The organism is Streptomyces shinuiensis (assembly GCF_043660855.1).
Classification (GTDB): Bacteria; Actinomycetota; Actinomycetes; order Streptomycetales; family Streptomycetaceae; genus Streptomyces.
This window is the reverse complement of sequence record NZ_JBIHML010000001.1, coordinates 1,990,041-2,005,196: the sequence shown is the minus strand read 5'-3', so window position 1 is coordinate 2,005,196 and position 15,156 is coordinate 1,990,041. Positions and strand designations below refer to the sequence as shown.

General features: G+C 74.9%; 14 protein-coding genes. 8 read left to right on the top strand and 6 right to left on the bottom strand.

Going from position 1 to position 15,156, the window contains the following annotated elements; all coding sequences use genetic code 11:
* Positions 1–60: 60 nt before the first annotated feature.
* A complete protein-coding gene (locus ACGRHY_RS08785; protein ID WP_394634825.1) occupies positions 61–2,274 on the bottom strand; it encodes a S9 family peptidase in 2,214 nt (737 codons plus the stop codon).
* A 309-nt stretch (positions 2,275–2,583) separates the two neighbouring features.
* Here ACGRHY_RS08785 and ACGRHY_RS08780 point away from each other — a divergent pair, with 309 nt between their 5' ends.
* The 4 genes from ACGRHY_RS08780 to ACGRHY_RS08765 all read left to right on the top strand — a co-directional run bounded on the left by ACGRHY_RS08780 (position 2,584) and on the right by ACGRHY_RS08765 (position 6,366).
* Positions 2,584–2,778, top strand: coding sequence for a hypothetical protein (locus ACGRHY_RS08780; RefSeq protein WP_093661216.1), 195 nt, complete (start codon positions 2,584–2,586; stop codon positions 2,776–2,778).
* A 24-nt stretch (positions 2,779–2,802) separates the two neighbouring features.
* Positions 2,803–3,738 carry an N-acetyl-1-D-myo-inositol-2-amino-2-deoxy-alpha-D-glucopyranoside deacetylase gene (gene mshB, locus ACGRHY_RS08775; RefSeq protein WP_394634824.1) on the top strand — a complete coding sequence of 312 codons (936 nt, stop codon included), beginning with the start codon at positions 2,803–2,805 and terminating at the stop codon, positions 3,736–3,738.
* Positions 3,735–4,127 carry a DUF6113 family protein gene (locus tag ACGRHY_RS08770; protein ID WP_394634823.1) on the top strand — a complete coding sequence of 131 codons (393 nt, stop codon included), beginning with the start codon at positions 3,735–3,737 and terminating at the stop codon, positions 4,125–4,127. Before mshB ends, ACGRHY_RS08770 begins: the two co-directional genes overlap by 4 nt.
* A gap of 229 nt (positions 4,128–4,356) precedes the next feature.
* Positions 4,357–6,366 (top strand): hypothetical protein, encoded by a 2,010-nt coding sequence (locus tag ACGRHY_RS08765; RefSeq protein ID WP_394634822.1) that lies wholly within the window; start codon positions 4,357–4,359, stop codon positions 6,364–6,366.
* 70 nt (positions 6,367–6,436) lie between these two features.
* Here the strand turns inward: ACGRHY_RS08765 and ACGRHY_RS08760 are convergent, their stop codons facing one another.
* Both ACGRHY_RS08760 and ACGRHY_RS08755 read right to left on the bottom strand, forming a co-directional pair.
* On the bottom strand, positions 6,437–7,306 hold the full coding sequence (locus ACGRHY_RS08760; RefSeq protein ID WP_394634821.1) for a transglutaminase family protein: 870 nt from the start codon (positions 7,304–7,306) through the stop codon (positions 6,437–6,439).
* Between the two features lie 19 nt (positions 7,307–7,325).
* On the bottom strand, positions 7,326–8,333 hold the full coding sequence (locus tag ACGRHY_RS08755) for a GNAT family N-acetyltransferase (RefSeq protein WP_394637971.1): 1,008 nt from the start codon (positions 8,331–8,333) through the stop codon (positions 7,326–7,328).
* Positions 8,334–8,477: 144 nt separating this feature from the next.
* On the opposite strand from ACGRHY_RS08755, the gene fdxA reads away from it, so the two are divergent.
* Together fdxA and dapC are read left to right on the top strand one after the other, a co-directional pair.
* Complete coding sequence (fdxA, locus tag ACGRHY_RS08750) at positions 8,478–8,804, top strand: ferredoxin (RefSeq protein ID WP_093661226.1); 327 nt, start codon at positions 8,478–8,480, stop codon at positions 8,802–8,804.
* 90 nt (positions 8,805–8,894) lie between these two features.
* Positions 8,895–10,025 carry a succinyldiaminopimelate transaminase gene (gene dapC, locus ACGRHY_RS08745; protein WP_394634820.1) on the top strand — a complete coding sequence of 377 codons (1,131 nt, stop codon included), beginning with the start codon at positions 8,895–8,897 and terminating at the stop codon, positions 10,023–10,025.
* Positions 10,026–10,115: 90 nt separating this feature from the next.
* Here the strand turns inward: dapC and ACGRHY_RS08740 are convergent, their stop codons facing one another.
* Together ACGRHY_RS08740 and ACGRHY_RS08735 are read right to left on the bottom strand one after the other, a co-directional pair.
* Complete coding sequence (locus ACGRHY_RS08740; RefSeq protein WP_394634819.1) at positions 10,116–10,637, bottom strand: ATP-binding protein; 522 nt, start codon at positions 10,635–10,637, stop codon at positions 10,116–10,118.
* Between the two features lie 429 nt (positions 10,638–11,066).
* Positions 11,067–11,996 carry a VldE C-terminal domain-containing protein gene (locus tag ACGRHY_RS08735; RefSeq protein ID WP_394634818.1) on the bottom strand — a complete coding sequence of 310 codons (930 nt, stop codon included), beginning with the start codon at positions 11,994–11,996 and terminating at the stop codon, positions 11,067–11,069.
* 83 nt (positions 11,997–12,079) lie between these two features.
* Between ACGRHY_RS08735 and dapE the strand changes: the two genes are divergently transcribed.
* Positions 12,080–13,186, top strand: a complete 1,107-nt coding sequence (gene dapE, locus ACGRHY_RS08730; RefSeq protein ID WP_394634817.1) for a succinyl-diaminopimelate desuccinylase — start codon at positions 12,080–12,082, stop codon at positions 13,184–13,186.
* Between the two features lie 156 nt (positions 13,187–13,342).
* A complete protein-coding gene (locus ACGRHY_RS08725; RefSeq protein WP_394634816.1) occupies positions 13,343–14,143 on the top strand; it encodes an LOG family protein in 801 nt (266 codons plus the stop codon).
* Between the two features lie 72 nt (positions 14,144–14,215).
* On the opposite strand, the gene folP is transcribed toward ACGRHY_RS08725, so the two are convergent.
* Positions 14,216–15,076 carry a dihydropteroate synthase gene (gene folP, locus ACGRHY_RS08720; protein ID WP_394634815.1) on the bottom strand — a complete coding sequence of 287 codons (861 nt, stop codon included), beginning with the start codon at positions 15,074–15,076 and terminating at the stop codon, positions 14,216–14,218.
* Positions 15,077–15,156 lie beyond the last annotated feature (80 nt).

The following is a 15,156-nucleotide window of genomic DNA, read 5'->3' as shown; positions in this document are numbered from 1 at the left end:
CCGTCGCCAGGCGCGGGCGGGGAGCCGGGGTGCCCGGCGGTGGCCCGGCTCCAGGTGCGGCTACGCCACGCCCAGCGACCGCTTGAGGAAGGCGACCTGGAGCAGCAGCAGGTTCTCGGCCACCCGCTCCTGCGGGGTCATATGCGTCACCCCGGACAGCGGCAGCACCTCGTGCATACGGCCCGCGGCCAGCAGCGCCGAGGACAGCCGCAGGGTGTGGGCGGCCACCACGTTGTCGTCGGCCAGGCCGTGGACGATCATCAGAGGCCGGTGCGGCCCGTCCGGCGCCGACAGCCCCTCGTCGGTTACCAGGGAGTTGGCCGCGTACACCTCCGGCCGCTCCCGGGGCAGGCCGAGGTAGCGCTCGGTGTAGTGGGTGTCGTACAGCCGCCAGTCGGTGACGGGCGCGCCGGCCACCGCCGCGTGGAAGACGTCCGGGCGGCGCAGCACGGCCAGCGCGGCCAGGTAGCCGCCGTAGGACCAGCCGCGGATGCCGACCCGGCTCAGGTCCAGGGGGTGGCTCTCGGCCAGTGCGTGCAGGGCCTCGACCTGGTCGTCCAAGGTGGTGCCCGCCAGATCGCCCGCGACCGCCTTCTCCCAGGCGGGGGAGTTGCCGGGGGTGCCGCGGCCGTCCGCGACCACCACGGCGAACCCCTGGTCGGCGAACCACTGCGAGGTCAGATGCGCGTTGTGCGCGGCCACCACGCGCTGGCCGTGCGGGCCGCCGTAGGGGTCCATCAGGACCGGCAGCACCCCCTCGCCGTCGCGGTACCCGGTGGGCAGCAGCACGGCGGCCGGGATCCGCCGCGCGCCCGCGCGCAGCAGCCGGGGGCGGGCGGTCAGCACGGGCGTCTCGGCGTGGGAGGCGATGACGGCCAGCGACGCCGGGGCGCCCTTGCCGGTCTCGGGCAGGCGCAGCGCCTCGGCGCGGGCGCCGGGGCGGTCCAGAGCCGCGGTGGACAGCACCACGGTGTCTCCGCCGCGGACGGCGGAGGCGATGTGCGCGGCGCCCTCGGGGGAGACCCGCTCCCAGCCGCCCTGGTCGCCGCTGCCGCGGAACCAGGCCCGGTAGACGGCGATCTCGCCAACGGGGGAGTCCCCGGGCGCGTCCGGCCCGGCCGAGGCGGAGAAGAGCACGTCCTCGTCGCCGACGTCCAGCACCGCCCGTACGTGCAGGGCGGCCGAGGTCAGCGGCCGGTCCCCGACCACCAGGACGCGTGCCCCGCCCTCGTCGGCGATCCGCACCAGGCGCCCGTCGGGCGTCCACACGGGCACGCCGGCGAAGAGTTCCAGCCATGCCGGGTCCTCGTCCGCGTGCAGCGGCGCGGTGCGGCCGGTGGCGGTGTCGACGGTCAGATAGAGATGGCTGCGCTGGTCGCGTGACTGGACGAGCAGCAGGGGCGGCCCGGCGGCCGACCAGTGGACGCGCGCGAGGTAGGGGTAGCGGACGCGGTCCCAGGCCACCTCGGTGCGGCCCCCCTCCCCGGCTTCTCCCCCGTCCCCGATGTCGAGGAGGTGGAGCGTCACCTCGGCGTTGTCCGTGCCGGCGGCCGGGTAGGCCACCTCGGCCGGCTCGCTCTCGGGGTTGGCCGGATCGGCGATCCACCAGCGGCGCACGGGTGAGTCGTCCACCCGGGCGGCCAGCATCCGGGTGCCGTCCGGGGACCACCAAAAACCCCGGGAGCGGTCCATCTCCTCGGCCGCGGCGAACTCCGCCAGGCCCCAGGCCGTACGGCCGCCGCCGCGGGTCTCCTCCGGCTCGGCCACCGCCCGGTCGCTCCCGCCGTCGCGGTCCGCCACGCGCAGGGCGCCGTCCGCCACATAGGCGACGCGCCGGCCGTCCGGGGAAGGGCGGGGGTCCACCACCGGGGCCGGGGTGGGCAGCTCGCGCACGGCGGCCGTGCGCAGATCGGCGGTGAACAGCCGCCCGGACAGGGCGAAGGCCGCCGTCTCCACCGCGGAGTCGGTCGCGTAGCCGACCACCCCGGCCGACCCCTCGCGGCTCCGCTCGCGCCGGGCGCGCTCCTCGGACGACAGCCTCTCGTCCGCACCGCCGAGCAGTTCCGCCGGATCGGCCACCACGCGCTCCCCGTCCCCGTCCGGGCCGGGTCCGCCGGGGCCGCCGAGATCCCGCACCCACAGCAGGTTCGCCCGGTCGGTGCCGCCGCGGGAGCGGAGGAAGACGATCCGGGAGCCGTCCGGGGCCACGGTGAAGGCGCGCGGCGCCCCCAGGGTGAAGCGCTGCGTTCTGGCGTACTGGCGTGGAAACGACATGACCATGGGGCGAGCGTACGGCGTCGCGGGGCCGCGCTCCCGCGGTGCGCCCGCCACCGGTCCCGGCACACCCTCCACGCGCCTTCCGAAGGCATCCGGGGGCCTTCCGGTCAGTCCGGAGAAGGGGACGTGTCCAAGGTCACACGGGTGTGCGCCCCTCTTCTGCACCCGTGCACCGATCCGTGCCGACTCACGGAAAGTTATGATCCGTTGCGCATGGTTCGCGATGGGGTATGCAGCTTCAGAACTACCCTGTCGGACAAGCATTCTGATTCCGTGTCGACCGCGCGCTCTTGGAGGTGAACCGCCGTGGCACTCTCGATTTCGGCGGTGGTGCTGCTGGCGATCATCGTCTTCCTGCTGATCAAGAAATCAGGGCTGAAGACCGGACACGCACTGGTCTGCATGCTCCTGGGCTTCTACATGGCCAGCTCGTCGATCGCTCCCACCATCAGCGAACTGACCTCGAACGTCGCGGGCATGATCGGCAGCATCAAGTTCTGACACCGGCGGCGTAGGCTCGCCCTCATGACCGAGCTTCCCGTGCGCCGTCTGATGCTGGTCCACGCGCACCCCGACGACGAGTCGATCACCAACGGCGTCACCATGGCCCGATACGCCGCCGAGGGTGCGCTGGTCACTCTGGTGACCTGCACGCTGGGGGAGGAGGGCGAGATCATCCCGCCCGCCCTGGCGCATCTCGCGGCCGACCGCGAGGACGGGCTGGGGCCGCACCGGATCGGCGAGCTGCGGCACGCCATGCGGGAGCTGGGCGTGGCCGACCACCGCTTCCTGGGCGGCCCCGGCCGCTACCGGGACTCGGGGATGTTCGGCACCCCGGCCAACGAGCGCCCCGACTGCTTCTGGCGGGCGGACGTCGACGAGGCGGCCTCCCACCTCGTCGCGGAGATCCGCCAGGTGCGTCCCCAGGTGCTGGTCACCTACGACCCGGACGGCGGATACGGCCACCCCGACCACATCCAGGCCCACCGGGTCGCGACGCGCGCGGTGGAGCTGGCGGCCGACCCCGCGTACCGCATGGAGCGGGACCGGGCGCCGCACCGGGTCGGGCGCGTCTACTGGAGCTGCGCGGCGCGCTCGGTGGTCGAGGAGGGCTTCGCCCGTCTGCGTGCCGCGGGCGGCGGTCCCTTCCCGGAACTCGCCTCGGCCGGGGACGTCCCCGGTGTGGTGGAGGACGCGGAGGTGGCCGCCGTCGTCGATGGCGGTGAGGCCGGGGCCGCCGCCAAGGCCGCGGCGATGCGCGCCCACGCCACCCAGATCGTGGTGGCCGACTCCCCGTCCGGGCCGCCGGAGTCCTTCGCCCTGTCCAACCGGCTCAGCCAGCCGCTGCTGCACACCGAGCACTTCCGGCTGGCCGGGGGCACGGGTACCCCCGGCGGGCCGCTGCGCGACCTCTTCGAGGGACTGGTGGGGACGGCCGGAAGCGCGGAGGGGCCGCGGTGAGGGCGCGCGGGGCGCGGATCGCCGCGTACGCCGTACTGGCCGTGCTGGGCGGGGCGGTGGCCGTCGCGGGTGCTCTCGTCCAGGCCGGCTGGTTCCCGCTCGGGGTGCTGCTGGCGCTCGGCGGGTCCGTGGCGCTGTTCCACGGCGGCGCGCGGCTGACGGGCACGAGGGTGGGAGCGGCGGCTCCGGCGGCCGGCTGGATGCTGGTGGTGCTGCTGCTGACCACATCGCGGCCCGAGGGCGACTTCGTGTTCGGCGCCGGGGGAGGCACCTACTTCTTCCTGCTGGGCGGGATGCTCGCCGCCGTGATCTGTGCCACGGTCGCGCCCTCCGGACATGTTCCGCCCGCGGGAACCACGGGTCCCGCGGATCTCGTGAAGGGACGGTGAAACGGCCGGAGGCGACCGGCCTCCGGTCGACAACCGGCCCCCGGGTGGCCGAGAATCCGCGCGGCGATATGCCGGCGCGGCATCCGCGCACCCGGTCCGCCGGGGCGGTGATTCGGCACTCCCGGGGTCCCGGGCGGCGGCCCCCCAGTAAGGTGGTGGCGCCGGCGAGCCGCTCGTGCGAGCCGATCGGAACCATGACGGGCGGCGAATCCAACCGGGAGATCCTGCATTGAGCCGTGAAACTGACAGTTCGTCCTCCGGGCCCCAGGCGCGGGGCGGTGCCGCCCACACGCCGGGGAGCGAGCCGTACGCCGCACCGGCGGGCGAGCCCACCGCGCAGCCGGGCGAGCCGAAGACCGAGACCACGCTGACCACCCGCATCCGGATCAACATCCCGGGTTCCCGCCCCATCCCGCCGGTCGTCGTGCGCAAGCCCGTCGGCGAGGCCGGTGGCGAGAGCGGGACAGAGGCCGGCGGTGAGACGTCCGGCGCCGACGGGAACACGGCGGGGCCGGGCGGCCCGTCGGGCATCCCGGGCGGCGCGGCGCCGTTCACGGCGGGCACGCCGGGGCCGAACGGGGCGCCCGTGAAGCCGGGTTCGGCCGGGCCGGAGGGCTCCTCGGCCAACGGCGGCGGAAAGCAGACCAGTTCGTGGTTCGCCCCGCGCAAGCCCCCGTCCGGCGGCGCGCCCGCCCCGGGGGCCGCGGCCCCCGCGGGGCCGCCGCGGCCGCGCACCGACACCCCGCCCCACGGCTTTTCGGCCGACCGGGCGGACGCCAACGGCCCGATCGGTGTCCGCCCGGGCGGCACGCCGCCGTCCGGACCGGAGGGCACACCGCCGCACGGCTTCCCCGCCGCGCCGCCGCCGGCCCGGGGCGAGGGCCCCAGCGGGCCGACCACCGGACCGGCCACCGGGGGGATGCCGTTGCTGCCGCCGGGGTTCCGGCAGCAGGACGGCGCCGTGCCGCCGCCCGGCCCGGGCGACACCGGGCCGCAGCCCACCGTGTCCGCGGCCTCCGGTCCCGCCACCGCGCCCGGGCCGCCGCGCACCGGCGGGCCGGCGCTCGACGACCTCGGCGGCCCCGCCGACGGGCCCGGCTTCCCGGCGGATCCGGCGGTGGCCCCAGGTCCTTCCGCGGCGCCGGCCCCCGGTCCCACCGACGACAGGGCCTTCGGCGACACCCTGGTCAGCGGTATCCCGCGGGTTCCCGCGGCCGACGACGACGGCCGGCCCGCCCCCCCGGCGGACGATCACGGCGCCCGGCCGCCCGCACCGGCCCCCGCCAAGCGGGGGCGCTCCAAGCTGGTCCTGCTCGGCGTCGCCACCTTCGGCGTGCTCGGCGTCGCGTACGGCGCCGGCCTGCTGCTGGATCACGCCGACGTCCCCAACGGCACCACCGTGCTCGGTGTGGACATCGGCGGCACGGGCAAGGACGAGGCGATGAACAAGCTCGACGCCGTTCTCGGCGAGCGGGCCCGCATGCCGCTGATCCTCGAGGTGGAGGGCGAGCAGAAGACGCTCAAGCCGAGCGTCGCGGGCCTGTCGCTGGACACCGAGAACACCGTGCGAGGCGCCTCGGGGCAGGACTACAACCCCGTCTCCGTCATCGGATCGCTCCTCGGCGGCGACCGGCAGGCCGAGCCGGTCTTCAAGGTCGACGAGGAGAAGCTCACGGCGGCGCTGAAGGACCTCACCGAATCGTCCGGCGGCGGCGCGCCGCGGGACGGGATGGTGAGGTTCGCCGGCGGCCAGGCCGTCGGTGTCCCCGGCAAGCCGTACGAGCAGGTCGACGCCGACAAGGGCGCCGGCATGCTGGAGGACGCCTACCGGACGCAGGTGGCCACCGGGAGGAGTGAGGCGGTCGAGCTGCCGGTCGCCCTCGAGCAGCCCTCGGTCGACCGGAAGGAGATCGACCGGGCGATCCGGGAGTTCGGAGAGCCGGCGATGTCCGGACTGGTCACGGTGAAGGCGGGCGACAGGTCGATCCCGTTCAGCCCCACCGGGTCGCTGCCGAAGTTCCTGTCCATGAAGCCGGTGAACGGCAAGCTCGTGGACACCTACGACCTCAAGGTGCTCAAGGAGCTGTACGGCAGCACCTTCGACGGCATCCTGATCGCCCGCGGCAACGGGACCAAGACGCCGGTCACCCCCCAGGACGTCGCGGGCGCGCTGCGCGAGGCGCTCCGCCAGACGGACCCGGCCAAGCGGGTCGGTGTCATCGAGCTCGACCCGCGGTAGAAGGCGGCGGGCCCGCCGCCGGCAGGCGCCGGAGCCGCCCCGGCCAGGATGAGTCCTGGCCGGGGCGGCACTAGTTGAGCCGGGAGCGGGCCGCCCGCGCCTCGCGGCGCACGACGACCGCGGCGTTGGGCTCCATCGTGGCGACCATGTCGGCGTACTCCTCCATCTCCCGCGCGCCGCCGGTGAAGTCGCCCCGCTCCACCAGCAGCCGCGCCCGCTCGTAGCGCAGCCGGGCCGGGTGGTGCGGCAGCAGCAGGGACAGCTCCACCGCCCACAGGTGGACATCGGTGTGCTCGGGACGGGCCGACGCCCACGCGCGGATGTTGTTCAGTACCCGCAGCACGATCTCCACGGGGCCGGCCGGCTGGAGCATCGCCTCCGACAGCGTCGTTCCCGCCGTGCTCGCCACCAGCAGTTCGACGTCCTGCCCGGTCAGCGGCGGACCGCCGGCGAAGGGGTCGGCGAGGGCGTGTTCGCCGCGGGGATCGCCGAAGCCGACCACGAAGTGCCCGGGCAGGGCGACCCCGTACACCGGCGCGCCCGCCCGGCGCGCGACCTCCATCCACACCACCGACAGCAGGATCGGCAGCCCGCGCCGCCGTCTCAGCACCTCGCCCAGCAGCGAGGACTCCAGCCGGCGGTAGTCGGCGGGCGTGCCGTGGAAGCCGTGGCGCCCGCCGAGCAGTTCGGCCAGGGCGTGCGCCCACTGCGCGGGGGTGCGCGAGGGCGCGTACGGCAGCAGGCCCGTCAGCCTGTCCAGTTCGATCTGGGCGGCGTCGACGAGGCCGTCCACGCCCTTGCCGCCCTCCGCACGTACGGCGGGGTCGGCCTCGGCGCCGATCAGCAGGCACAGCAGCGCCAGATCGGGCCGCTCGGCCCGCGCGGCCCGTGCGAAGCGCTCCTGCACCGAGTCGGCTCCCGCGGTGTCCGGACTGTCCATCAGGCCCTCCCTGCCCGGCTCAGCCGCGCGGCGCCCGGCGGTAGTGGTACGAGTGGTGGTCGGCGAAGCCCATCCTGGCGTACATCGTCCGTGCGGCGGTGTTGTCCGGCTCGACCTGGAGGTACGCCGCCGAGGCCCCCTCCGCCAGCGCCGTGCGGGCCAGCTCGGCCATCACCGCCGTGGCCAGCCCCTCGCGCCGCCGCTCCGGGGCGGTCTCGACGGCGGCGAACCCCGCCCACCGGCCGTCCACCACGCACCGTCCGATGGCCGCCGGTGCGCCTCGCGGGTCGCTGCCCGGCACGGTGGCGAACCACACCGACGGGCCGCCGGCCAGCACCTTGAGCGCGTCACCGGCCGTCTCCGGGGCGCCGCGGCCGTACGCCGACAGCCAGGCCGCATCCGGCCGCCGCGACAGCCGCACCCGGCCGTCCGGCTCGCGGTCGGCCAGCGGCGCGAGCGCCCCGGTGCACAGGAGCGCGAACCGCTCGGCCGTCCATCCGCGCCGCTCCAGCTCGGCGGCCAGCAGCTCGTCGCCCCCGGCCGCGCCCGTGGCGACCTGGACCAGCGCGGGCAGCCCGCGCTCGCCGTACCAGCGCACGGTCCCGGCCAGGGCCGCGTCCAGGTCCGTGCCGGGGTCGCCCATGGGAAGGACGGAGTTGGCGCGGCCGGTGAAGCCGCCGGAGGCGCGCAGCAGCCATCCGCCCAGGCGGGCGGTCTCCACCGCGGGCCAGCCCCGCGCCGCCGCCTCCGCCAGCTCCCGCACCCCCGCCGCCGGGCCGCGGCGGCGAGCGGGTTCGGCGGGCACGGTCTTCCCCGCCACCAGGGCCGACTCCTCGATCACCACGCTCTGCCCGCCACGCCGTGTGATGGAGAGCACACCGTCCTTCCAGGATGTGAGAACGCCGACCGTGTCGGTGAAGGCGGCACCGGCGTCCGCGGATCCGGTCAGACTGCGCACCGAGACACGTTTCCCCACGTCGTCGGCGCTGATGCGAAGCTCAAGTCGTCCGCCCACGGTGAACTCCACGATCGTTGTCACCCCTCCTGTTCGTCTCCTGCCCGGGAACGGAGATACTAGAGGCGGGCATCGACGACGCCGCGCTCCCGCGCGCCATGCGGCTCAGCCACAACCGGACCGGCTGCCCGCGCCCTACCGAGGAGGAACGACAGCGTGACCTACGTCATCGCGCAGCCTTGTGTGGACCTGAAGGACAAGGCATGCATCGAGGAGTGCCCCGTCGACTGCATCTACGAGGGCCAGCGGTCCTTGTACATCCACCCGGACGAATGCGTCGACTGCGGGGCCTGTGAGCCGGTCTGCCCGGTCGAGGCGATCTTCTACGAGGACGACGTCCCGGAGGAGTGGAAGGACTACTACAAGGCCAACGTCGAGTTCTTCGACGAGCTGGGCTCGCCCGGCGGCGCCAGCAAGCTCGGTCTGATCGAGCGCGACCACCCCTTCGTCGCCGCGCTCCCGCCGCAGAGCCACGACGAGTGACCCCGCGCCACCCGCAGCACTGACCCCGGTCCCGTACGGCCCCGCCGCCGTGCGGGACCGGGGCTTTTCCAGGAAAGAGAGCGAAGCCAAGTGCCACCCCTGTCCTCCCGCCTGCCGGTCTTCCCGTGGGACCGGCTGGAGCCGTACAAGAAGACCGCGGCCGAACACCCCGACGGCATCGTGGACCTGTCCGTGGGCACCCCCGTCGACCCGGTGCCCGAGGTGGTCCGCCGGGCGCTTGCCGGAGCCGCCGACAGCCCCGGCTACCCGACGGTCTGGGGCACGGCGGAGCTGCGGGACGCGATCGTCGGCTGGAGCGAGCGGCGGCTGGGCGCGCGGGGACTGGCACACACCCACGTCCTGCCGGTCGTCGGCTCCAAGGAGCTGGTGGCCTGGCTGCCGGTCCAGCTCGGCATCGGAGGCGGCGGAGGCAGCGCCGGCGGGGACGCCGGCAGGGACAGGGTGGCGTACCCGCGGCTGGCGTACCCGACGTACGAGGTGGGGGCGAGGCTGGCGGGCGCCGAGCCGGTCGCCTACGACGGATCGCCGCGCGAGCTGGACCCCCGGGACCTGCGGCTGCTGTGGCTGAACTCCCCCTCCAACCCCACCGGCCGGGTGCTGCCCAAGGAGGAGCTGAAGGCCACCGTCGCCTGGGCGCGCGAGCACGGGGTGCTGGTCTTCAGCGACGAGTGCTACCTGGAGCTGGGCTGGGAGGCCGAACCGGTCTCCGTCCTCCATCCGGACGTCTGCGGCGGCAGCCACGAGGGCATCGTCGCCGTCCACTCGCTGTCCAAGCGCTCCAACCTGGCCGGCTACCGGGCGGCGTTCCTGGTCGGGGACGAGGCGATCCTGGAGGAGCTGCTGCGGGTGCGCAAGCACGGCGGGATGATGGTGCCCGCCCCGGTGCAGGCCGCCACGGTGGCGGCGCTCGGGGACGACGCACATGTGGCCGAGCAGCGCGGGCGCTACGCGGCACGGCGCGCGGCGCTGCGCACGGCGCTCGAGGCGAGCGGTTTTCGGATCGAGCACAGCGAGGCGTCGCTGTACCTGTGGGCGACGCGCGACGAGCCCTGCTGGGACACGGTCGGGGAACTGGCCCGGCGCGGTGTGCTGGTGGCGCCCGGCGACTTCTACGGTCCCGCGGGCGAGCGGTTCGTGCGGGTCGCCTTCACCGCAACCGACGAGCGTGTCGGGGAGGCGGTGCGGCGCCTGACCGCGTGAGGCGCGCGGGGAAGCGGGCGGGGCCCGGGGATCGCGCGATCCCCGGGCCCCGCCGGTCCGCGGTGCGTGCGCCCCGCCGCCGGGCCGGCGTCAGAGCAGCGGCAGGTTCTTTCCGACCGGCGGCAGCTTGCCGACCGCCGGCAGGCCGTCGGTCACGGAGTCGGCCTTCACCTGCTTGCCGACGGCGGGCACCTTGCCCTTGGCGGACTTGACGGCCTTGCCCGCCTTGGCGGCCTTGCCCTTGCCGCCGGTGGCGGGCTTGGCGGCCTCGCCGAGGAGGGAGCCGGCGGTGCCCACCGTGTCGTCGGCGGTCCTCTGCACGGCCGGGACGGCGGTCTTGCCCGCGGCTCCGACGGTCCGGCCCGCGGTCGGCACGGTCTTCTTCACGGTCTTGCTGCCGGTGTCGGCCACCTGGGTGCTCGCCTTGCGCGAGGTGTCGTCGATGGTGTCGCCCAGGTTCGCGCCGTCCAGGTTGCTCACTCCGCCCAGGTTCTTGGCGGACGGCAGGAGTTCGGCGGCGTTCGCGGAACCGGCCGCACCGACTGCGGAGGCGGCACCCGCTGCGACCAGCAGCGCGGTCCGTGCGATCCGGCGCGAGAGGGGGAGGGACATGTTGCTCCTTCGACGGAGAAGAGGCTTGCTGAGGTTTCCCGCGGGCCGTCGGGCCCGGAGGGCGTCGTTGCGCATCCGGCCGGGGCGGCGCCCCCCGGACGCTGTGCCTATCGGGCCGGGGGGCTCGGAGGTTGCGGCCGCCCGGGTAAAGGATTGGCAATGCGACGATCACCCCGGTGGCGGGGGAGGCGGGGGGCGGGGCCGCCCCGAGGGGCTTTCGGAGAGCGCCGGATACCGCTGTGGCCACGGGTTTTCCGCGACTTCGCCGGGCCGGGCCGGCGGCCGCGCCGACGGCTTCCGAGGGCTCGGCCGCCGTGGCCTAAGACCCCCGTTCGGGTGACGGGGAGAGACGCCGTGCGGTGACGCGGAGGGGCGCTCCGGCGCCTCTCCGCCCCGGCACCGCGTCACCGCAAGGCGCCGGGGCGGAGGTCAGCGCGCGGTGGCGATGACGACCTCGGTGCCCGCGTCGTCCCCGGCGGTGCGCCAGCCCTCGGCGGCCCGGCCGGCCTCCCAGACCTGCTTGCCGTAGGAGACGCGCTCGATCCCCAGCTCCTGGGAGTGGGCCACGGCCCAGTGCGCCAGCTCCCAGCCGCGGCGGTCGGCGTCCGCCTCACCGGCGCGCGCCGGGGTGTGGACGGGGACGGAGACCACCGGGCCGGGCGCGCTGCGCCCGGCGCCGCCGCCGTCGACGCCGGGGGCGTCCGGCAGGATGTCCGCGCCGAACTCGCGGACCAGCCGCTCACGCACCCGCACCGGGTCGCCGACGGCGGTCTCCTCCGGGGCGGCCTTCGCGGGTACGCAGTTCAGGGCGGCGGCCCGGCGGCCGGTCAGCGCGGCGGCCAGAAGCGCCGCCCTGGACTCGTGCTTGGCGTAGGCGTCGGGGAAGCCGCTGCGCTGCACCCGCTGTGCGGCGACGGTCAGGGGCAGCCGGGAGTAGCCCGGGATCTCCACCAGATGCTCGTAGAACTTCCCGGCCGAGTACACCGGGTCCATGATCTGCTCCGCCGTCCCCCAGCCCTGGGAGGGCCGCTGCTGGAAGAGGCCGACGGAGTCGCGGTCGCCGTAGTCGATGTTGCGCAGCGCCGACTCCTGCATGGCCGTGGCCAGGGCGATGGTGACGGCCCGCTCGGGCAGCCCGCGGGCGGAGGCGACGGCCTGGATGGTCGAGGCGCTGGCGGCCTGCCGCGGTTCGATGACGTACGGCTCGCCGCCGGCCGCGGTCACGGTGCAGCGTGCCGGTCCGGACCCGCCGGGATCGTGGCGCACGAGGAGGTACCCGGCGAGTCCGAGCAGTACGACGCACGCGGCGGCCAGGCGCAGCAGCCTGCCGCGGCGTGGAGTTGAAGCTCGCTCGGACACGCGACAAAGGTACCGGGCCCGCCGTCTCCGGGACCCGGACGTGACGCGGATCCCACGGACGGACGCCAGGTAGGGTCGGCCGCATGGAGAGTGTCCCCGAAACCCCAGGAGCCGTCCCCGAGGAGGGCCTGGACCTGACTCTGGACGCGGCGTCGCTGACCGCGCGGCTGGTCGACATCCCCTCGGTCAGCGGCGCCGAGAAACCGCTCGCGGACGCGATCGAGACCGCGCTGCGCCCCCTGCCGCACCTGCGCGTGGACCGGTACGGCAACAACGTCGTCGCCCGTACCGGACTCGGCCGGGCCGAACGGGTCGTCCTCGCCGGGCACATCGACACCGTGCCGATCGCCGGCAACGTGCCTTCGCGGCTGGAGGACGGCGTGCTGTGGGGCTGCGGTACCTCCGACATGAAGGCCGGGGTCGCCGTCCAGCTCAGAATCGCCGCCACCGTGCCCGAGCCGAACCGCGACCTGACCTTCGTCTTCTACGACAACGAGGAGGTCGCGGCCCACCTCAACGGCCTCGGCCACCTGGCGAGTGCCCGTCCCGACTGGCTTGCCGGGGACTTCGCGGTACTGCTGGAGCCCTCCGAGGGGCAGGTCGAGGGCGGCTGCCAGGGCACCCTGCGGGTCGGGCTGCGCACCGCCGGACAGCGCGCCCACTCGGCGCGGAGCTGGAAGGGCGCCAACGCCATCCACGCCGCCGCGCCGATCCTGGCCCGGCTGGCCGCGTACGAGCCCAGGCGGCCGGTGGTCGACGGTCTGGAGTTCCGCGAGGGCCTCGGCGCCGTGGGCATCACCGGCGGGGTCGCGGGCAACGTCATCCCCGACGAGTGCACCGTGACCGTCAACTACCGCTACGCGCCCGACCTCACCGAGGAGGAGGCGTTCGCCCACGTGCGAGAGGTTTTCGCCGACTGCGGTGTGGCGGAGTTCGAGCTGGAGGACAGCTCCGGCCCGGCGCGGCCCGGCCTGACGCACCCCGCCGCGGCGGCCTTCGTCGAGGCGGTCGGCGGCGAGGTGCGGCCGAAGTACGGCTGGACCGACGTCTCCCGGTTCAGCGCGCTGGGTGTACCCGCCGTCAACTACGGCCCCGGGGACCCGAATCTGGCGCACAGGCGCGACGAGAGGGTCGAGACCGCGCTGATCGGGCACTGCGAGGAGCGGCTGCGCACCTGGCTTACCGCCTGACCCGCCGGGTATCGGCCGATCCGCGGGGCCCGCACCGCCGGTGCGGGCCCCGCGACATCCGGTGGCCGCCGGTGCGTCCGGGGAAGTTGCGCTCCGCGTGATCCGGACCTGCGTACCCTGACGGCCTGTACGTCGGCGTCGACAAGGGAGTACGGCATGGCCAGTGCGGAGGAGTTCGAGCAGGGGGACGCACTGCGGGAGCAGCGCCTCGGACCGGTGGTGCGCCGTCACGGCCAGGTGCAGCACAGCACCACCGACCAGCGTCTGCTGGACACCGCCGGTCCCTCGGACTGGCTGCACCAGGACCCGTGGCGGGTCATGCGCATCCAGTCGGAGTTCGTCGAGGGCTTCGGCACCCTGACCGAGATCGGCCCCGCCATCAGCGTCTTCGGCTCGGCGCGCACGCCCGAGGGCTCACCCGAGTACGAGGCCGGGGTGCGAATCGGGCGGGCGCTGGTGGAGGCCGGCTTCGCGGTGATCACCGGCGGCGGTCCGGGGGCGATGGAGGCGGCCAACAAGGGCGCCAGGGAGGCGGGCGGCACCTCGGTCGGCCTGGGTATCGAACTGCCCTTCGAGCAGGGGATGAACCAGTACGTCGACATCGGCGTCAACTTCCGCTACTTCTTCGTGCGCAAGACCATGTTCGTGAAGTACGCCAGCGGCTTCGTCGTCCTGCCGGGCGGCATGGGCACGATGGACGAGCTGTTCGAGGCGATGACCCTGGTCCAGACGCGGAAGGTCACCCGCTTCCCGATCGTGCTGTTCGGCACGGACTACTGGCGGGGGCTGGTGGACTGGCTGCGCGCCACCGTCGTGCCCAGCGGGAAGATCGGCGCGCACGACATGGAGCTCTTCCACCTCACCGACGACGTGGACGAGGCGATCGCGCTGGTCACCAAGGAGACCTCCGGCAAGGGCGTCCCTGGGGACGGGTTCCGGGCGGAGGACCCGGACTGACCGGTCCGCCCGGTCCCGCCCGCCTGGCCCGAGCCCACCGGCCGTGCCGGCCCGCCCGGCCGGAAACGCCGCTCAGGCCAGGCCGCGGCGGGTCACGGCCGGCGGGCGCAGACCCGCGATGGAGGCCACCATGTCGAGCACCTGCCGGGTCTCGGCCACCTCGTGGACGCGGTAGACCCGCGCGCCCAGCCAGGCGGAGACCGCGGTCGTGGCCAGGGTCCCGGTCAGCCGCTCCTTGACGGGCCGGTCCAGGGTCTCCCCGACGAAGTCCTTGTTGGACAGCGACACCAGCACCGGCCATCCGGTGGCCACCATCTCCTCCAGCCGCCGGGTGACCTCCAGCGAGTGGCGGGTGTTCTTGCCGAAGTCGTGGCCGGGGTCGATCAGCACCGCGTCCCGCCGCACTCCGGCCGCGACCGCGCGTCCGGCGAGCGCGACCGTGCGGCGCAGCACGTCGGCCATGACGTCGTCGTAGGCCACCCGGTGCGGGCGGGTGCGCGGCGCGGCGCCGCCGGTGTGGGTGCACACCAGCCCGGCGCCGTACCGCGCCGCCACCTCGGCCAGCTTCGGATCCACGCCGCCCCAGGCGTCGTTGAGCAGGTCCGCGCCCGCCTCGCAGACCGCCTCGCCCACCTCGTGCCGCCAGGTGTCCACGCTGATCACCACGTCCGGCCAGCGCCGCCGTACCTCGGAGACGAAACCCGCCGTGCGCCGCACCTCCTCCTCGGCGGAGACCTCCTCGCCGGGACCGGCCTTCACACCCCCTATGTCGATGATGGCGGCGCCCTCCGAGACCGCCTGCTCGACCCGGTCCAGGGCCGGTCCGTCGCGGAAGGTGGCGCCCCTGTCGTAGAAGGAGTCCGGCGTCCGGTTCACGATGGCCATGACCACCGTCTCGTGCTCGCCGAACTCACGCCGTCCCAGCCGCAGCATCCGCTGTCCTCTCCTCCCGCGGTCCCCCGGCACCGCACAGTGCCCCGCAGCCGACACTAGCCGTCCCGCCGTGGCACGAT